Origin of the sequence: Mesorhizobium sp. M1295, from assembly GCF_040318135.1 — a bacterium.
Lineage (GTDB): Bacteria > Pseudomonadota > Alphaproteobacteria > Rhizobiales > Rhizobiaceae > Mesorhizobium.
Genome location: NZ_JAMYLU010000004.1, coordinates 203,494 through 221,823, shown reverse-complemented (window position 1 = coordinate 221,823; position 18,330 = coordinate 203,494). Strand labels below are relative to the sequence as shown.

Genomic DNA, 18,330 nt, shown 5'->3' with positions numbered 1-18,330 from the left:
AAATGAGATTTGCCGTGACCGCGGCCGGTCAACAATCACTGGATCGTGCTACAAGACCGCGTTCAAGGGAGGGCGGCGAAGCCGTCGGCAAAACCCTTGAGGTCGACGGGAATGCCGATGCCTTCTTCGGGCGTCTGGAAGACGATAAAGGTCGCCGACGTACCGGTCTTCAGCGTATCGAGCAGCGGCTTTTCCAGGATGACCTCGGCATAGCAGCCGTCCTGGAAACAGCGCACGAAATAGGCGCGGCCGATATCCTTGCCGTCGACATTGAGGCCGAGGCCGTTGGGCAACAGCACGCCGAGCGGCGCCAGCACACGAAGGATTTCGGCCTTGTTGTCGGCTGTACGCAGCACGACAACGGAAAGACCCATTTCCGGGCGGTCCTCGGCGACGACGTTCTGCATCATCACGCATTGTTCGGACGTAGCACCGGCCGGCGTATCGCAGATGATCGACCACGCCCCATGCGTCGACTTCACCGTGCCGCTTGGCTGCGCGGCATTGGCCAGGCCGCCGCCTGACAAGGCTATTGCGGCGGCAACAAGGATGACCTCCGCCAAGGTTCTCGAAAGCCAAGCGTTCATGACGGCTCCATTGCGAATCACGGCACTTTAAGCCGCACTAAACCCAAGTAAAGGACGAGACCCCCGCGGTCTGCCCCGACATAGGCGACAATGCGCTTTTCCGTGCCAATTTCGCCCTAATTGCGACGGTTTCGCGCGCCGCGCGGCTCATTCTGCCGGGATGCCGCTCCGGTGATTCGCGACGAGCGGTCACCGCACGAAGCTACAGCCGCGCTTGCGCGCAAAAATGCCGCACGGGTTCCGCCGCTCCTTTCTTGCGGAGGCAAATAGAGTATGGTTTGAACCAGCCTTGAATTGTCCGGGATTCCCGTCCCGGCATTATTCGGCATTCTTGCGGTCCGATCGCGAGGAACTGGGAGATGACGAGGGCGATGAGAAAATTCCTGGCAACCGCCAAAATCGTAGCTAGTGCCGCCGCCACGTTGTTTGCCGCTGCATCCGCTCATGCAGCCCAGCCTCAACCCTGGGAAACCAGTTTTCAGCCTCCGGCGACCGATATTATGAGGCAGATCGAGTGGTTCGGAAACTATTCGTTCGCGTTCATCATTGTGATCACCGCCTTGGTGCTTTTTCTGATCGCCTACTGCATTTTGAAATTCCGGGCGAGCGTCAACCCGACCCCGTCGCGCACCAGCCACAACACGCTGATCGAGGTCATCTGGACTGTCGGTCCCGTCGTCATCCTGCTCTGTCTCGCCATTCCTTCGTTCCAGCTGCTGACCGCGCAATACACGCCGCCGGAAGAAGCCAAGCTGACCGTCAAGGCGACGGGCAATCAGTGGAACTGGGATTACGAATACCAGGTCGACAACACGCTTTCCTTCAATTCCGCGATCCTTCAGGATGCCGACAGGGCTGCTGCCGGCAAGGAAGATCGCGCCGCCTATCCGCGCCTGCTCGCCGTCGACAATGAGATGGTGGTGCCTGTCAACACCATGACCCGCGTGCTGGTGACGGCGACCGACGTCATTCACGCCTTTGCCATGCCGTCCTTCGGCATCAAGACCGACGCGGTGCCGGGCCGCATCAACGAGGTGTGGTTCAAGGCCGACAAGGAAGGCCTCTATTACGGCCAGTGCTCGGAACTCTGCGGCAAGGACCACGCCTTCATGCCGATCGCCATTCGCGTCGTCTCCGATGCGCAATACAAGACCTGGCTGGCGGCAGCCAAGACCGATCTTCCCGGCGCCAACAAGGCGCTGATGGCCGAGGTCGATGGCACGAACAAGGTAGCGGCCGCCGGCAACTGATGCCGCGACCAGAAAAGATTCAGGGAACGGAGCCGACCATGGCAGACGCTGCAGCTCACGACGACCACGACCACAAGCCGTATCATGGCTGGGTCCGGTGGGTGTATTCGACCAACCACAAGGACATCGGTACGCTTTATCTGATCTTCGCGATCATGGCGGGCTGCATCGGTGGCGCCTTATCGGTCGTCATGCGCATGGAATTGCAGGAGCCGGGCATCCAGATATTCACTGGCCTGGCACAGATGGTCTACGGCATGAACGGTGACGCCGCCATCGACGGCGGCAAGAGCATGTACAATGCCTTCACCACCGCGCATGCGCTGATCATGATCTTCTTCATGGTGATGCCGGCGCTGATCGGCGGCTTTGCCAACTGGATGGTGCCGATCATGATCGGCGCGCCGGACATGGCGTTCCCGCGCATGAACAACGTCTCGTTCTGGCTGCTGCCGCCGGCTTTCATCCTGCTGATTATCTCGGCCTTCGTCCCGAGTGCGCCGGGCGCCTATGGCGTCGGTGGCGGCTGGACGCTTTATCCGCCGCTCTCGACATCGGGCCAGCCTGGACCGGCCATGGACCTGGCGATCCTTTCAATCCACATCGCCGGCGCCTCCTCGATTCTTGGCGCCATCAACTTCATCACCACCATCTTCAACATGCGCGCGCCCGGCATGACCATGCACAAGATGCCGCTGTTCGCGTGGTCGGTGTTGATCACCGCCTTCCTGCTGCTGCTGTCGTTGCCGGTGCTGGCCGGCGGCATCACCATGCTTTTGACCGACCGCAATTTCGGCACCACCTTCTTCGCCCCGGACGGCGGCGGCGACCCGATCCTGTTCCAGCACCTGTTCTGGTTCTTCGGCCATCCAGAAGTCTATATCCTGATCCTGCCGGGCTTCGGCATCATCAGCCATATCATCTCGACCTTTTCGAGGAAGCCGGTGTTCGGCTATCTCGGCATGGCCTATGCGATGGTTGCCATCGGCGCGGTGGGCTTCATCGTCTGGGCCCACCACATGTACACGACGGGCCTGTCGCTCGACACCCAGCGCTATTTCGTCTTCGCCACCATGGTCATCGCGGTGCCGACGGGCGTGAAGATATTCTCGTGGATCGCCACTATGTGGGGCGGGTCGATTTCGCTTAAGACCCCGATGCTGTGGGCGATCGGCTTCATCTTCCTGTTCACAGTTGGTGGCGTCACCGGCGTGCAATTGGCCAATGCCGGCCTCGACCGCCCGCTGCACGACACCTATTTCGTGGTTGCGCACTTCCACTACGTGCTGTCACTGGGCGCGGTCTTCGCCATCTTCGCCGGCTGGTACTACTGGTTCCCGAAGATGACCGGCTACATGTATTCGCCGGTGATCGCCAACACCCACTTCTGGGTCACTTTCGTCGGCGTCAACCTGGTCTTTTTCCCGCAGCATTTCCTCGGTCTCTCCGGAATGCCGCGTCGCTATATCGACTATCCCGATGCCTTCGCCGGCTGGAATATGGTGTCGTCCTACGGCTCGTACATCTCGGCTGTCGGCGTCGTCATCTTCCTGTTCGGCGTCTTCGAGGCGTTCCAGAAGAAGCGGGTCGCCGGCGCCAATCCTTGGGGTGAGGGTGCGACCACGCTGGAATGGCAGCTGCCTTCGCCGCCGCCGTTCCACCAATGGGAACAGCTGCCGAAGATCAAGTAGGCGGTTGCCTCCTTTAATACGGAACCGCCGGCCGTCCGGCGGTTTTGGCCAACGGAATGATGGACTCTAAGTACGCATGGCCCTTGCCGAAGACAGACTGATTGACGAGCCGGGCTTCCGCATGTCGGAAGCGACGGCGGGCGATTTCTTCGCCCTGCTGAAGCCGCGCGTCATGTCGCTGGTGGTGTTCACAGCGTTTGTCGGCATGGTCGCCGCCCCGGTGACCATCAATCCGCTGCTGGCGGTGATCGCGATCCTGGCTATTGCCATTGGTGCCGGCGCGTCCGGTGCGCTCAACATGTGGTATGACGCAGACATCGATGCGGTGATGACGCGCACCGCCGGCCGTCCCGTGCCGGCCGGCCGCATACGGCCTGGCGAGGCATTGAGCTTCGGGCTGGTGCTGTCGGTTCTGTCGGTGATGACGCTCGGCGTGCTGGTCAACTGGTTGGCCGCATCGCTTCTGGCCTTCACCATCTTTTTCTATGCCGTCATCTACACGATGTGGCTGAAGCGCTGGACGCCACAGAACATTGTCATCGGCGGTGCTGCCGGTGCCATTCCGCCGGTCATCGGCTGGGCGGCGGTAACCGGATCGGTCAGCCTCGAAAGCTTGGTGCTGTTCCTGATCATCTTCCTGTGGACGCCGCCGCATTTCTGGGCGCTCGCGCTCTTCAAGTCGGAGGACTATGCCAAGGCAGGCATTCCGATGATGCCGAATGTCGCCGGCCAGGCTTCGACCAGACGCCAGATCTTTGCCTATGCGCTGGTCCTCGCACCGGTTGGCGTGCTGCCATGGGTTCTCGGCTTCACCACGCCAGCCTATGGCGTCGTTGCATTGCTGCTCGGCGCCGGCTTCGTCTGGTATGCGTGGAAGGTGCTGCAAATGGCCGATGACGACCGGGCGATGAAGCCGGCCAAGGCCCTGTTCGGCTATTCGCTGCTCTATCTCTTCGCCATCTTCGCCGCCTACCTTGGCGATTGCGTCGTCGCGCGCGCGCTGACCATCGGTGGAGCATGAGCATGGCCGAAAAGAAGCTTGAACTGGTCACGCTGACCGACCGTCAGCAGAAGGCCCGCCGCAATCGCTCGGCCGCAATCGGCTTCGCGCTGGCGGCGCTGGTCGTCATATTCTACGTCGCGACCATCGTGAAATTTGGTCACAGCGTCACCGGTTCGATGTGAGCTGAACATGACCAGGCAAACAGTCACCGATCCTACGAAGAAGAATACGAACCGCGTCGTCGCCGGCGTCTGCATCGCGTTCTTCGGCGGCATGATCGGCATGGCCTATGCCGCAGTGCCGCTCTACGCGATGTTCTGCCAGGCGACAGGCTACGGCGGCACCGTTAAACGGGCGACCCAGCAATATGCCGATCGGGTGCTCGACCGTGACATCACCATCCGCTTCGATGCCAACACCGTCGGCATTCCCTGGCAATTCCAGCCGGTCGCCCGCTCGATCACCATCAAGATCGGCGAAACAGCCGAGGCGCATTTCAGCGCGACCAACAAATTCAGCCGGCCCATCACCGGACGCGCCACCTTCAATGTACAGCCTGAACTGGCCGGACCTTACTTCAACAAGGTCGAGTGTTTCTGCTTCACCGACACGACGCTGAAGCCGGGCGAGACGTTGGACATGCCGGTCGTGTTCTATGTCGATCCCGACATCGTCAACGCGCCGGAACTGAAGGATTTGAGGACGATTACCCTGTCCTATACGATGTTCCCGGTCGACAAGACCAAGCCGGTCGCATCATCGGTACCGGCCGACGGCCGCCGCAACAAGAGTTCAGATACCGAAGCAAGCCTCGGGGGTTGATATGGCAGACGCACACGCAAAACCACAACATGACTACCACCTCGTCGACCCGAGCCCATGGCCTTTCCTGGGCTCCGTCGGGGCGCTGGTGACCGCGATCGGCGGCGTCTGTTACATGCAATATCTCAAGGGCGGCGATTTCCCCATCTTCGGTTTCAACATCGCCAATCCATGGTTGTTCTTCATCGGCCTGCTGATCGTCATCTACACGATGTTCGCCTGGTGGTCTGATACGATCAAGGAAGCGCATGAGGGACACCACACTCGTGTCGTGTCGCTGCATCTGCGCTACGGCATGATCATGTTCATCGCCTCCGAGGTGATGTTCTTCGTCGCCTGGTTCTGGGCCTTCTTCGACGCCAGCCTGTTCCCCGGCGAGGTCCATCAGTATGCCCGTACCGCCTTCACCGGCGGCGTCTGGCCGCCCAAGGGCCTCGAAGTTCTCGACCCTTTCCATCTGCCGCTTTACAACACCGTCATCTTGCTCCTGTCGGGCACCACGGTGACCTGGGCGCACCACTCGCTCATCCACGGCGACCGCAAAGGGCTGATCAATGGCTTGGTGCTGACCGTCGGCCTCGGCATGCTGTTCACCATGGTGCAGGCCTACGAGTACATGCATGCGCCGTTCGGCTTCAGGGATTCGATCTACGGCGCCACCTTCTTCATGGCGACCGGCTTCCATGGTTTCCACGTCATCATCGGCACTATCTTCCTGCTGGTCTGCCTGATCCGCGCCATGAAGGGCGACTTCACGCCCAAGCAGCATTTCGGCTTCGAGGCCGCCGCCTGGTACTGGCATTTCGTCGACGTGGTGTGGCTATTCCTGTTTGCCTCGATCTATGTCTGGGCATCGAACGGCGCAATGATCGAACCGCACTGACATTGGCCCGAGGAAATGGGCCCGAGGAAAATGGGGCCGAGGAAATAGACAAGGCGGCTGCGGCGACGTGGCCGCCTTATCTTTTGCGGCAAATGCTCCTAGGATGACCCCATGAGCGACGACAAGGCGATCTGGCCACCAATCGATCCGATCTCGGCCGGCCTGCATGGCCGCTGCCCCCGCTGTGGCGAGGGCAAGCTGTTCTCCGGGTTCCTCACCGTCGGCGATCGCTGTACCAATTGCGGCCTCGATTATTCCTTCGCCGATGCCGGCGACGGGCCGGCGGTGTTCGTTATTCTGATCATCGGCTTCATCGTCGTCGGCCTGGCGCTGTGGATGGAGGTGACGCTCAATCCGCCGCTCTGGCTGCATCTGTTGCTGTGGATTCCGCTGACGCTGGTGCTTTGCCTGGCGGCGCTCAGGCTGATCAAGGGCGTGCTGCTGACGCTGCAATACCGCAACAAGGCGGCCGAGGGCCGGCTGGACCGCGGCGAATGAGCGAGGCATCAGGTTTGGTGGCCGGCCGGTCGAGGCCGAAACGCGCATTGGCGCTCGGCCTGGGTATCGTCGTGTTTTTGATCCTGCTGGCGCTCGGCACCTGGCAGGTTCAGCGCCTGCACTGGAAAGAGGGCCTTCTCCAGACGATCGACCAGCGCACGCATTCGGCGCCTGTGCCATTGGCCGAGGTCGAAAAGCGGTTTGCTGCCACCGGCGACGTGGACTACACGCCGGTGATAGTGACCGGCACTTTCCTGCATCAAGGCGAACGGCATTTCCTCGCCACCTGGGAAGGCCAGTCCGGCTTCGATGTGTTCACGCCGCTGCAGCTCGACGATGGCCGTTTCGTGCTGATCAACCGCGGCTTCGTGCCCTACGATTTCAAGGGCCCCGCCAAGCGGCCGCAGGGGCAGGTGACGGGCAAAGTGACGGTGACGGGGCTCGCCCGCAACCCGCTGCCGGCCAAGCCCTCGATGATGCTTCCAGACAATGACCCACAGAAGAACATCTTCTACTGGAAAGATCGTGACGCGATGGCCTCGAGCGCCGGCCTGCCGGCAGGTGCGGTGCTGGTGCCGATCTTCATCGATGCGAACGCGGCGGCCAACCCCGGCGGGTTGCCGGTCGGCGGCGTCACCGTCATCGACCTGCCGAACAGCCATCTGCAATATGCGATAACCTGGTACGGCCTTGCCGTCGCCCTTGCCGGTGTCCTGATCTCCTGGCTCCGCCGCCCGGCGAAAGACCAATGATCGCCGCCACTACCCTTGACAGGGCAGGGCCGCACACCTCATTTCGCGCCATGAGCTCAGAAGTCATAGTCCGATCAACCGGCCTACAATCAGCGTAAGATGCAATCATGCTTCAGACAAAGCCACCGCTGACCATCCGGCTCTGCCAGCCGCGCGGTTTCTGTGCGGGCGTCGACCGTGCCATCCAGATCGTCGTGCTGGCACTCAAGAAATATGGCGCGCCGGTTTATGTCCGCCACGAGATCGTGCACAACCGCTACGTCGTCGAAGGGCTGCAAAGTCTCGGCGCGGTGTTCATCGAGGAGCTCTCCGAGATCCCGCCCGAGCATCGCCAGAGCCCCGTTGTCTTTTCGGCGCATGGCGTGCCGAAATCGGTACCGGCCGACGCCCAGTCCCGCAACCTCTTCTATCTCGATGCGACTTGCCCGCTGGTCTCGAAGGTCCACAAGCAGGCAATGCGCCATCAGCGGCTTGGGCGCCACGTGCTTTTGATCGGTCATGCCGGGCATCCGGAGGTGATCGGCACAATGGGCCAGTTGCCGGACGGCGCGGTCACTCTGATCGAGACCGAAGCCGACGCCGCAAGCTTCGGGCCCGCAGACCCGCAAGCGCTCGGTTTCGTCACCCAGACGACGCTGTCGGTCGAGGACACTGCCGGCATCATCCGCGCCCTGCAGCAACGTTTTCCCGAGCTGCACGCGCCGGCGGCGGAATCGATCTGCTATGCCACCACCAATCGCCAGGAGGCGGTCAAGGAAACAGCAGCCGGCGCCGATCTTTTCCTGGTCGTCGGTGCGCCCAACTCCTCCAACTCGCGACGCCTGGTCGAAGTGGCCGAGCGCGCCGGCGCCTCGATGTCACTTCTCGTGCAGCGCGCCTCCGAAATTCCATGGAATGACATTGCCGCCATCTCGACGCTCGGCCTGTCGGCGGGCGCCTCGGCGCCGGAGATCATCGTCGACGAGATTGTCGATGCCTTCCGGCAGCGCTTCGACGTGACCATCGAGCTGGCCGTGACGGCGACGGAGACAGAGGATTTTCCGGTGATGCGGGTGTTGCGCGATGTCGAACTGACGGCAGCCGACATGGCCTTCGTCAATGGGGCTGCGTAGCAACGATGGCGGTCTACACCGATGTCAATGAGGGCGAGCTCGGCGAGTTCCTCAGGAACTATCCGGTCGGCGATCTCTTGTCCTACAAGGGCATCGCCGAAGGCACCGAAAATTCGAATTTTCTGCTGCACACCAGCAGCGGCTCCTACATCCTGACGCTTTACGAGAAGCGCGTCGACAAGGCTGACCTGCCGTTCTTTCTCGGCCTCATGGCCCACCTCGCCAGAAAGGGCATTTCGTGCCCGCTCCCGGTCACCGCGCAGGATGGCGGTGTGATCGGAACGCTTGCCGGCCGGCCGGCGGTCATCATCACCTTCCTTGAGGGTCTATCGCTGCGGCGGCCGACAGCTGGGCATTGCGGCGAGGTCGGCAAGGCTCTGGCGGCACTGCATCTCGCCGGCGCGGATTTCCCGATGACCCGCCCCAACGCCCTTGCCATCGATGGCTGGCGCAAGCTGTGGAACGCCGCCCACGCCCGCGCCGATGAGGTCGAGCCGGGATTGGCGGCCGAGGTCGATGCCGATTTCGCCGATTTCGAGCGGAACTGGCCGAACGGTCTGCCGCAGGGCATCATCCATGCCGATCTTTTCCCGGACAATGTATTCTTCCTCGGCGAGAAACTGTCCGGGCTGATCGACTTCTATTTCGCCTGCAACGACCTCTACGCTTATGATGTTGCCACGTGCCTCAACGCCTGGTGCTTCGAGAAGGATTTTTCCTTCAATCTGACCAAGGGCACGGCGTTGCTTGCCGGCTACCAAAGCGTGCGGCCGCTGAGCAGCGACGAGAAAGCGGCGCTGCCGATGCTGGCGCGCGGTTCGGCGCTGCGCTTCATGCTGACCCGGCTCTACGACTGGCTGACGGTCCCGGACGGCGGGCTTGTGATGAAACGCGACCCGACCGAATATATCCGCCGGATGCGCTTCCATCGGGCGATCAACTCTCCTTCCGAATATGGACTAACATGACCAAGCGCGTTGAAATCTTCACCGATGGTGCCTGTTCGGGCAATCCCGGGCCTGGCGGCTGGGGCGCGGTCTTGCGCTTCAACGGTGTCACGAAAGAACTGTCGGGCGGCGAGGCTGCCACCACCAACAACCGTATGGAACTGTTGGCGGCCATCTCGGCGCTTAATGCGCTCAAGGAGCCCTGCGCCGTCGATCTTTATACCGACAGCAACTATGTCAAGGACGGTATTTTCAGCTGGATCGACGGCTGGAAGCGCAACGGCTGGAAGACGGCCGCCAGGCAGCCGGTGAAGAATGCCGAGCTGTGGCAGCAGCTCGATGCAGCGCGTAACCGCCATCAGGTCACCTGGCATTGGGTCAAGGGCCATGCCGGCCATCCCGAGAACGAGCGCGCCGACGAATTGGCGCGGCTCGGCATGGCGCCATTCAAGAAAGGGCTCGTCAAGACTGTGGCACCAGTACCAGGTTCGCAGTCAAAGCAGCCGACGACCACAAAGGCGCGGCGCTCGACCCAAAGCTATTGAATTCCGGCTGCGGGTCCGCTCTCTGGCAGGAAGAGCTCTATCATGCCGATCGCATACTACATCACGCATCCCCAGGTTCAGGTCGATGCCAACGTTCCAGTGGCGGAATGGGGACTATCCGACGTCGGGCGAGCGAGAACATCGGCAATGCTCGATCAGCCGTGGGTTGGGTCGATTCGGCGGATCGTGTCATCGGGTGAACGCAAGGCGATAGAAACCGCCGAGATACTCGGAAGGCATCTCCGCCTTGCGATCGAGGTGAGGGAAGGGATGCATGAGAATGACCGATCGGCAACCGGTTTCCTGCCGCCTTCCGAGTTCGAAGCGGTCGCCGACCAATTCTTCGCCAATCCAAACAGCAGCATTCGTGGATGGGAGCGAGCTATCGATGCCCAGCGTCGTATTCTAAGCGAGGTAGACACTGTGCTAGGCACCGACGCCGCTGTCGAGGTCGCATTCATAGGTCACGGAGGTGTCGGAACGCTCCTGCTGCTCTCTTTGAGCGGTCGGGAAATCAGCCGCGAGGCGGATCAGCCAGCGGGCGGCGGGAACTACTTCGCATACGATACCGGTGCGCGTCGCGTTATCCATGGATGGCAGCCGATCGACAGGCCGGCGCAGCGCCGCGACGGCTGACTTGGCTATCGGATGAGCAGGGCGGTGCCGAACAGTCCGAGCGCGAACACCGTGTGCGACACCAGATTGAGGGCGCGGACCTGCATTGGATTGGGGCGCTTCGAAGCGGCCCAGCCGGCACCCATGCCGGGCGCCAGCAGAAACCAACCGGCGCCGACGGTGACGATGCCGAGGATAAAGGCCGGCAGGAAGGTCGGCGCGGTGAGCCAGCCCGTTCCGGCCAGCACGACCAGTATGATGCCGTAGACGATGCCGACAGCATAATGAAAGGCCCAGCCAAGTGCAGATTCATGCGCATAGGGCGAGGCCTCGCCAATGTCGTCATGGAAGACCTTGCCTTCCCTGAGATGCCAGACCCAGCGGCCGACCAGCCCCCAGTTCGGCCGTGGCTGAGCAAACGCCTTGTTCAGGAAAATCGCCCAGATATCCATAAGCGCGGTTGCGCCGATACCGATCGCGACAGCGCGCCAAAAGATGTCAGACATAACCGAGGTCCCAAAAAGCAAGCAGTCCCGAAGCGCCGACGCATGGCCCTGAAAACCGGGTCGGCTTTCGGAAGGATCATGCGCCGATGAAAAGGCGGCATCCTTTGAACGCGTAGCGCTCGAAGGCGCCCTTTGTCATCCCTGGCCTAGGCTGTCGCCAAGACGGAAAGCTGTCCGAGAATGTGAGCCGCACCGGACTCGTCGACGCCGGGCTTTGTCTCGACATTGAGTGCGGTGACCTTGCCGTCATCGACGATCATCGAAAAACGCCTCGAGCGCAGCCCCATGCCGCCGCTGGAGAGGTCGGCGTCGAGGCCGACCGATTTGGCGAAATCGCCATTGCCATCGGCAAGATAAAGTATTTTGCCTTCACCGCCGCTGAAGCGAGCCCAGGCTCCCATGACGTGAACATCGTTGACCGAGACGACGGCGATAGTGTCGACGCCGCGCGCCAGGATGGCGTCGTAATTATCCAGGTAGCCCGGCAGGTGATTATTGCTGCAGGTCGGCGTGAAAGCGCCTGGAACGCCAAACAGCACGACCGTCTTTCCTGAGAATATCTCGCCCGTCGTGATCGGCTTTGCACCGTCGGCGGTCATTGTTTTGAAGGTCGCATCCGGCAGTTTGTCGCCAACGGAGATCGTCATGATGGTCCTCGCTTGAGAATGGAAAGGGAGTGTCCTTGCGATAGCGAACTAAGGCGCGCCCGGCAACCGTCCAGACGTTGGCATCACGGAAAAGGCAGCAGGCCTTCGACCGCGCCAGCGGCACTTGTCAGTGTGTAGTGAAGGCCGCCATCGGTTGGCGTTGTCGACGGCCTGTCGAGGATCGGCACCGTAAAGATCAGCTTGCCATCCTTTTCGCTGCGGGTCGGGGCACCGAACATGTAGTCGCGTTCGCCGGCAACGAAGAAGTCGGCGGCCTCGGGAGTGCCCGGAAAGCTCGCTTCGACAATCAGGGTTTCGTGATCGCCCGGCAGTACGTTTATTCCGAAATCGGGCGTTGCCGTGGCGGGCAGAGTTGCAAGGCCTGCCTTGACCAGTGCCGCATCCTCGGCGTTGTCGGGATCGGCGCCGGGATCGATGGTCAGCCTTGTCTGCACCGGGATGCAGATGGTTTCGCAAATGCCGAGGAAGATGTCCGCATCGATGACGGCCGGCTGGCCGGGTGCAGCAAGCGTGAACGTCACCGGCAATGAAACCGGGTGGTCGTAGCCGGCCCATTTGCCATAGCCGTCATCGTGGCGCTGCGGCGGCGGAAACGAAAGCGTCGCGTCGGCAATGTTGGTGCTGGCCGAGATGTCGATCTGTGGCGGCACGCCCGCATCGCCCGGATCGCGCCAATAGGTCTTCCAGCCTGGCTTCAGCGCAATGTCGAGGACACCTTGGAGACGCCCGGCCTCGTCGGCTTTGCCGCTCGTCACCAGCCGCACCCGGCCGCCTTCGCTATTGTACCAGGCCGACGAGGAGGCTGAGGCGGGGAGGCAGGTCGCCGACCCAATGGCCACGCCAAGCAGCAGGATTTTCAAGCTTTGCATGGCAATGATTTGATCGTCTGTTGATGGCCGCACAATGATTTCATGACGCCGCCGGCATCATATTTGCGTGACCTTTGACTTATGAGCCTGATCAAATCGGGCGCCGCCCATCTTTTCGGCGCCCTGGAAACGCGTTACGCTGTGGTCATGGATTTGTTGCGTCATAAAAAGACGGCCGCAGGACCCGGCTTTCTCGACGACCAGTTCCTGATTGCCATGCCCGGCATGAAGGACGACCGCTTCACGCGCTCCGTCATCTACATTTGCGCGCACAGCGACGAAGGCGCGATGGGGTTGATCATCAACCAGACGCAGCAGATGCTGTTTCCGGACCTGCTCGTGCAACTCGGGATCATGAACGAACTGGAGGCAATTCGCCTGCCGCCGCCGGCGCGCGACTTCGTCGTGCGCAATGGCGGACCGGTGGATCGCAGCCGCGGCTTCGTCCTGCATTCGGGCGACTACCGGGTGGAATCCTCGCTCGCCGTGTCCGACGACGTCTGCCTGACTGCGACCGTCGACATATTGCGCGCCATCTCCTCCGGCCGCGGACCCCGGCGGGCTCTGATGGCGCTCGGCTATGCCGGCTGGGGTGCGGGTCAGCTTGAAAACGAGATCGTCGAGAATGGCTGGCTGACTTGCCCGGCTAGTGCCGAGCTTCTGTTCGACGCCGACATCGACCGCAAATACGACCGGATCCTTGCCTCGATCGGCATCGATCTCGCGCATCTCAGCCTGGCTGCCGGTCACGCCTGAACCTCATTACGTCCCGAAATTTGTCACGCCTGAGTGAGCGGATACTGTTCCTTCAGCGTCTTCAGCACCTGGTCGCCCGGCATCGGCGCTCCGAACATGAAACTCTGCACGTATTCGCAGCCCATCTGCCGCAACTCCAGCGCATCGCTCTCGTCCGAAATGCCTTCGGCGACAACCGACAGGCCGAGTTCATGCGCCATGTTGACCATGGATTTGAGCAGCACCGCGCGTTTCGGCGTCGCGTCGTCGACGAAGCTCTTGTCGATCTTGATGGTGTCGAACGGAAAGCGCGTCAGATAGGCCAGCGATGAATAGCCGGTGCCGAAATCGTCCAGCGACAGGCCGATGCCAAGCTGCTTCAGCTTGGTCAGCACATGGGCGGTCTGCTCGGGATTGTCCATCACCAGCGATTCGGTGAGTTCGAGCCGGAAGCAGCGCGGTTTCAGATTGGCCCGCGCGATCACCGAGCGGACGTCGCTGACCAGGTCGCGGCGGATGAGCTGACGGCTGGACAGATTGACCGAGACCGACAGCGGCGCATCGCCGATCTGCTTTTGCCATCCTGCTAGGTCTTCGGCAGCCTGTTGCATGGCAAACAGGCCAAGCTGCACGATCAGGCCGCAGTTTTCGGCGACCGGGATGAAATCCGCCGGCGGAATCATGCCGCGACGCGGATGGTCCCAGCGCAGCAGCGCTTCGAAGCCGGCAACGCTGCCGTCCTCCAGCCGCACGATTGGCTGGTAGGCAAGCGTGAATTCGCGTCGTTCGATAGCGCGGCGCAGATCGGACTCGAACTGCAGCCGGTCGGTGCCGACGGTGCGGAAGGCTGGCCGGAACGGCTCGATCCTGTCGCCGCCGAAGCGCTTGGCTTGATGCATGGCAAGCTCGGCGTCCTTGACCATGTCCTCAGCCGAGGTCTGCGTGGAGGTCCAGGTGATCAGCCCGATCGAGGCGGTCAGCACGATCTCGCGCTTGGCGAAGGTGATCGGGTTGTTGATGGCGTGCTTGATGGCATCGGCAATGGCCGCGATGCGAGCCGGATCCTGCTCCGACAAAAGCATCAGCGCGAACTGGTCGCCGGCAAATCGCGACAGCGAATCCTTCGGCTTGAGCAGCCGGTGCAGCCGCCGCGCGATGGTCAAAAGGATGGTATCGCCGGCCGAGATGCCGAGCCCGTCATTGACCTGCTTGAAGCGGTCGATGTCGATGACGAAGACGGTCGGGCGCACCTTCTCTTCGGTACGGGCGATCGAGATGATCGCCTCCAGCCGGTTCATGAACAGCTCGCGGTTGGGCAAGCCGGTCAGATTGTCGTGCACGGCGTCGTGCAGCAGCCGTTCCTCGGATTTCTTCTGCTCCGTCACGTCGACCATGGTGCCGACGCAGCGGATGACCTCGCCGTCCGAGCCGATCACCGGCCGGGCACGCAGCGAAAACCAGTGATAGTGCCCGTCGGCGCCGCGCAGGCGGAAGTTTTGCGACACCCGGCCGCGCCGGTGCTCGAGCACCACGTCGAGCGTCGTGCGAAACGTGTCGCGGTCGTCGGCATGCAGCACCGGCAGCCAGTTGCGGGCAGGGCCGCCGAGGCTGTTCGGCGCAAGGCCGAGCTGAATGCTGACGTCGGGACGAGTGACGACGCGGTCGCGCAGCACGTCCCAGTCCCACACAGTATCGCCCGATCCGGCAACCGCCAACGCCTGCCGCTCGAGGTCGGAGAACAGGCCCTGATGCAGGGCGCCGCCGGCAAAAGCGTGCTGCATCACGGTGAAGCCGATCAGCAGGATGATGAGGATCAGCCCACCGCCGAGCGCCGGCTGGGCGATATCGTTGTCCAGCATGCCGGTGATTGCCATCCACGATCCGCATAGCCACAGCAGAACCATCACCCAACTGGGCACCAGCATGATGGCGCGGTCGTAACCGCGTATACCGAGGAAGATGATCAGGCCGAGCCCGGTCAGCGCGGTGGCTGCGAAGGACAGCCTGGCAATGCCGGCGGCAACCGCCGGATCGACGATGGCAACGCCGGCGATCAGCACCAGCCCGAGGATCCAGACCAGTGCGCCGTAGCTGAAATGGCCGTGCCACCGGTTGAGGTTGAGATAGGCAAACAGGAACACCACGAAGGTCGCCGCAAGCGCCACCTCCGTTCCGGCGCGCCACATCTGCTCATTGCCCGGGGATATTTCTATGATCTTGTTGAGAAAGCCGAAATCGACGCAGATATAGGCAAGCACCGCCCAGGCTAGGGCCGCCGTCGCCGGGAACATCGAGGTCCCCTTGACGACGAAAAGAATGGTCAGGAACAGCGCCAGCAGGCCGGCGATGCCGATGACGATGCCACGAAACAGCGTGTAGGAATTGACGGAGTCCTTGTAGGATTCGGGGTCCCACAGATAGACCTGCGGCAGCTTGGGCGAGGCGAGCTCGGCGATGAAGGTAATCACCGTTCCGGGGTTCAGCGTCACCCGGAACACGTCGGCGTCTGGGCTGGTCTGGCGGTCGAGCGCAAAGCCTTCGCTGGGCGTGATCGCGGCGATACGGGTCGAGCCGAGATCCGGCCAGAACAGGCCGGAATTCACCAGCCGGAAATGCGGTGCGACAATCAGCCTGTCGAGCTGCTGGTCGGTGGTATTGGCGAGCGCGAACACCGCCCAGTCGCCGGTCGAGCGCGCGTCATTGGCCTCGACCTCGATTCGCCGCACGATGCCGTCCGGGCCGGGTGCCGTTGAGACCTGGAAATTCTCGCCCTGGTTGCGGTAGATTTCAACGGCACCCGAAAGGTCGAGCGCCACGTCGTCGCGGGCAATCTTGATCGGTTCGACCGCAAACGCCGAGGATGCCGCGCAGAGCGTGACGATTGCCGCCAGCATAAGGGCAAGCAGCGACCCGTTGCGCAGAAAATTCGTCAAAATCAGCCCTTTGTTCCAACGCCCGGCGGATCGTCCGCGATTCGGGCGTATAGGTAATGGTCCTGCCAGATGCCGTTGATCCTGAGATAGGATCGTAGCAGTCCTTCGCGCCGGAATCCGGCTTTTTCAAGCACGCGGATCGACCGGGCGTTATCGGGGATACAGGCAGCTTCGATCCGGTGCAACCGCAGCGTTTCGAAGGCGAAACGCGTCACCACCTTGACGGCATCGGTCATCAGGCCGCGTCCGCTGAAGCGCTCGCCGATCCAGTAGCCGATATGGCCGCTTTGGGCGACCCCGTGGCGGATATTGCCGAGGGTGATACCGCCGGCAAGCTTGCCGCTGCTTTTCTCGAAGATGAAGAAGGCGATCGCCGTCCCCTGCGCATAGTCCTCGCGGTAGCGGCCGATACGATGCCGCCATGCGGTGCGGTCGAGCTCGTCAGGGGTCCATCGCGGCTCCCACGGCTCAAGGAAGGCACGGCTTTCGCCGCGCAGCACCGACCACTCGCGATAGTCGTTGGTCAGCGGCACACGCAGCGTGACAAGGTCGCCCTTCAGTGCCGGCAGGTCGCGGCGAAAGAAAGGGAGCGCGAACACGACGCTCGAATAAGCTTAGACGGCAAGCTTACGGGCAGTGGTCTGCGAGCCCGAAAGCGAATCGAGGATCGCTTCATAGGGCGCGAGCGTACCCACCGGCCCGACGGCTGTAAGCGTCGGCTTCGTCGAAAAAAGCCGCGACGACAGATCCGTCAGCCGCTTGACCGTCAGCGCCGACAGCCGCTCCATCAGCTCTTCCTTGGCGATCGGCCTGCCGAACAGAAGCAACTGCCTGGCGATCTGCGAGGCGCGGCTGGCCGGGCTCTCGGCCGACATGATCAGCCCGGCGCGGTATTGGGCACGCGCCCGGTCGAGCTCCTCCTGCAGGATGTTTTCGCCGGCCTTTTGTAGCTCGTCGATGATCACAGGCACCAGCTCGGCGATATCGCTTTGTCCGGTTGCCGCATGGACCCCGAAGACGCCGGTGTCGGAAAAACCCCAGTGGAAGGCATAGACCGAATAGCACAGGCCGCGTTTTTCGCGGACTTCCTGGAAAAGCCGCGACGACATGCCGCCGCCGAGGATCATCGACAGGACCTGAGAGGCATAGAAATCGCGGACGTGATAGGCACGGCCCTCGAAACCCAGCACGATCTGGGCGTCCATCAGGTCGCGGTCTTCGCGAAAATCGCCGCCGACATATTGCGCATATTGCGGGATGGTGCCGTCGGCCTTGCCGCGGAAGCCGCCGAGACGCTTTTCGACCTCGCGCACGAAATCGTCGTGCTTGATGTCGCCGGCTGCCACCATCACCATGTTCTCGGCGCCGTATTGCCGTTCGATGAAGTCGTGCAGTTGCTTCGAAGTGAAGGATTTGACGGTTTCCGGCGTGCCGAGAATCGAGCGGCCGATGGTCTGGTGGCGGAAGGCGGTCTCGGTAAAGTGATCGAAAACGACATCGTCGGGCGTATCGTGCGCGGCGCCGATCTCCTGCAGAATCACATGCTGTTCGCGCTCCAGCTCCTGCGGATCGAATTCGGAGTCCTGCAGGATGTCGGAAAGGATATCGACCGCCAGCGGCACATCGTCGCTCAGAACCCTTGCATAATAGGAGGTCGTCTCGACGCTGGTCGCGGCATTGATCTCGCCGCCGACGTCCTCGATCTCCGAGGCGATCTCGAAGGCGCTTCGCCGCCTGGTGCCCTTGAAAGCCATGTGCTCGAGCAAATGCGCCATTCCGTGCTCTTCGTCACGCTCGTTGCGTGCGCCCGACTTGACCCAGGCACCAAGGGCAACAGATTCGAGGCTTGGAAGGGTTTCGGTGGCGACTGTCAGGCCGTTCGACAGACGGCTTACCTCAACACCCATATGGCAA

The 18,330-nt window shown here is 62.0% G+C and carries 20 protein-coding genes; 13 read left to right on the top strand and 7 right to left on the bottom strand.

Annotated features, from left to right (window positions below; all coding sequences use genetic code 11):
- Nucleotides 1-62: 62 nt before the first annotated feature.
- On the bottom strand, nucleotides 63-587 hold the full coding sequence (locus tag NKH29_RS08430; RefSeq protein ID WP_023716918.1) for an invasion associated locus B family protein: 525 nt from the start codon (nucleotides 585-587) through the stop codon (nucleotides 63-65).
- Nucleotides 588-958: 371 nt separating this feature from the next.
- Between NKH29_RS08430 and coxB the strand changes: the two genes are divergently transcribed.
- The 12 genes from coxB to NKH29_RS08370 all read left to right on the top strand — a co-directional run bounded on the left by coxB (nucleotide 959) and on the right by NKH29_RS08370 (nucleotide 10,726).
- The gene (gene coxB / locus NKH29_RS08425) at nucleotides 959-1,837 is read left to right on the top strand and encodes a cytochrome c oxidase subunit II (RefSeq protein ID WP_023716919.1); all 879 of its coding nucleotides are present in this window, start codon (nucleotides 959-961) and stop codon (nucleotides 1,835-1,837) included.
- 38 nt (nucleotides 1,838-1,875) lie between these two features.
- On the top strand, nucleotides 1,876-3,528 hold the full coding sequence (ctaD, locus tag NKH29_RS08420; RefSeq protein ID WP_023716920.1) for a cytochrome c oxidase subunit I: 1,653 nt from the start codon (nucleotides 1,876-1,878) through the stop codon (nucleotides 3,526-3,528).
- Between the two features lie 76 nt (nucleotides 3,529-3,604).
- A complete protein-coding gene (locus NKH29_RS08415) occupies nucleotides 3,605-4,549 on the top strand; it encodes a heme o synthase (RefSeq protein WP_352483710.1) in 945 nt (314 codons plus the stop codon).
- Nucleotides 4,546-4,713, top strand: coding sequence for a cytochrome c oxidase system small membrane protein (locus NKH29_RS08410; protein ID WP_023716922.1), 168 nt, complete (start codon nucleotides 4,546-4,548; stop codon nucleotides 4,711-4,713). The genes NKH29_RS08415 and NKH29_RS08410 overlap by 4 nt, the downstream gene beginning before the upstream one ends.
- 7 nt (nucleotides 4,714-4,720) lie before the next feature.
- Nucleotides 4,721-5,353 (top strand): cytochrome c oxidase assembly protein, encoded by a 633-nt coding sequence (locus tag NKH29_RS08405; RefSeq protein WP_023716923.1) that lies wholly within the window; start codon nucleotides 4,721-4,723, stop codon nucleotides 5,351-5,353.
- Between the two features lies 1 nt (nucleotide 5,354).
- A complete protein-coding gene (locus NKH29_RS08400; RefSeq protein WP_023716924.1) occupies nucleotides 5,355-6,236 on the top strand; it encodes a cytochrome c oxidase subunit 3 in 882 nt (293 codons plus the stop codon).
- Nucleotides 6,237-6,347: 111 nt separating this feature from the next.
- Nucleotides 6,348-6,734, top strand: a complete 387-nt coding sequence (locus NKH29_RS08395) for a DUF983 domain-containing protein (protein WP_023716925.1) — start codon at nucleotides 6,348-6,350, stop codon at nucleotides 6,732-6,734.
- Nucleotides 6,731-7,486, top strand: a complete 756-nt coding sequence (locus NKH29_RS08390) for an SURF1 family protein (RefSeq protein ID WP_352895029.1) — start codon at nucleotides 6,731-6,733, stop codon at nucleotides 7,484-7,486. The genes NKH29_RS08395 and NKH29_RS08390 overlap by 4 nt, the downstream gene beginning before the upstream one ends.
- 107 nt (nucleotides 7,487-7,593) lie before the next feature.
- On the top strand, nucleotides 7,594-8,598 hold the full coding sequence (gene ispH / locus NKH29_RS08385) for a 4-hydroxy-3-methylbut-2-enyl diphosphate reductase (protein ID WP_352895030.1): 1,005 nt from the start codon (nucleotides 7,594-7,596) through the stop codon (nucleotides 8,596-8,598).
- Between the two features lie 5 nt (nucleotides 8,599-8,603).
- Nucleotides 8,604-9,566 carry a homoserine kinase gene (locus NKH29_RS08380; protein ID WP_352814260.1) on the top strand — a complete coding sequence of 321 codons (963 nt, stop codon included), beginning with the start codon at nucleotides 8,604-8,606 and terminating at the stop codon, nucleotides 9,564-9,566.
- Nucleotides 9,563-10,090: a ribonuclease HI gene (rnhA, locus tag NKH29_RS08375; protein ID WP_352483707.1), complete on the top strand. Its 528-nt coding sequence runs from the start codon at nucleotides 9,563-9,565 to the stop codon at nucleotides 10,088-10,090. The genes NKH29_RS08380 and rnhA overlap by 4 nt, the downstream gene beginning before the upstream one ends.
- 42 nt (nucleotides 10,091-10,132) lie before the next feature.
- Entirely contained in the window at nucleotides 10,133-10,726 is a 594-nt protein-coding gene (locus NKH29_RS08370; RefSeq protein WP_352895031.1) for a histidine phosphatase family protein, read from the top strand.
- A 5-nt stretch (nucleotides 10,727-10,731) separates the two neighbouring features.
- Here the strand turns inward: NKH29_RS08370 and NKH29_RS08365 are convergent, their stop codons facing one another.
- The 3 genes from NKH29_RS08365 to NKH29_RS08355 form a co-directional block, all read right to left on the bottom strand.
- Nucleotides 10,732-11,211: a DUF2938 domain-containing protein gene (locus NKH29_RS08365; protein WP_023716931.1), complete on the bottom strand. Its 480-nt coding sequence runs from the start codon at nucleotides 11,209-11,211 to the stop codon at nucleotides 10,732-10,734.
- 146 nt (nucleotides 11,212-11,357) lie between these two features.
- Nucleotides 11,358-11,858, bottom strand: a complete 501-nt coding sequence (locus NKH29_RS08360) for a peroxiredoxin (RefSeq protein WP_352589027.1) — start codon at nucleotides 11,856-11,858, stop codon at nucleotides 11,358-11,360.
- A gap of 83 nt (nucleotides 11,859-11,941) precedes the next feature.
- Nucleotides 11,942-12,748, bottom strand: a complete 807-nt coding sequence (locus NKH29_RS08355) for a protein-disulfide reductase DsbD domain-containing protein (RefSeq protein WP_023716933.1) — start codon at nucleotides 12,746-12,748, stop codon at nucleotides 11,942-11,944.
- 147 nt (nucleotides 12,749-12,895) lie between these two features.
- Here NKH29_RS08355 and NKH29_RS08350 point away from each other — a divergent pair, with 147 nt between their 5' ends.
- Nucleotides 12,896-13,504 carry a YqgE/AlgH family protein gene (locus tag NKH29_RS08350; RefSeq protein ID WP_023716934.1) on the top strand — a complete coding sequence of 203 codons (609 nt, stop codon included), beginning with the start codon at nucleotides 12,896-12,898 and terminating at the stop codon, nucleotides 13,502-13,504.
- Between the two features lie 23 nt (nucleotides 13,505-13,527).
- Here NKH29_RS08350 and NKH29_RS08345 read toward each other — a convergent pair whose 3' ends face one another.
- From NKH29_RS08345 to NKH29_RS08335, 3 genes are read right to left on the bottom strand one after another with little or no spacing between them, the layout of a single operon-like run.
- The gene (locus tag NKH29_RS08345) at nucleotides 13,528-16,416 is read right to left on the bottom strand and encodes an EAL domain-containing protein (protein ID WP_023716935.1); all 2,889 of its coding nucleotides are present in this window, start codon (nucleotides 16,414-16,416) and stop codon (nucleotides 13,528-13,530) included.
- Between the two features lie 2 nt (nucleotides 16,417-16,418).
- The gene (locus tag NKH29_RS08340; RefSeq protein ID WP_023716936.1) at nucleotides 16,419-17,015 is read right to left on the bottom strand and encodes a GNAT family N-acetyltransferase; all 597 of its coding nucleotides are present in this window, start codon (nucleotides 17,013-17,015) and stop codon (nucleotides 16,419-16,421) included.
- Between the two features lie 15 nt (nucleotides 17,016-17,030).
- Nucleotides 17,031-18,323, bottom strand: a complete 1,293-nt coding sequence (locus NKH29_RS08335; RefSeq protein ID WP_023716937.1) for a M16 family metallopeptidase — start codon at nucleotides 18,321-18,323, stop codon at nucleotides 17,031-17,033.
- Between the last annotated feature and the right edge of the window lie 7 nt (nucleotides 18,324-18,330).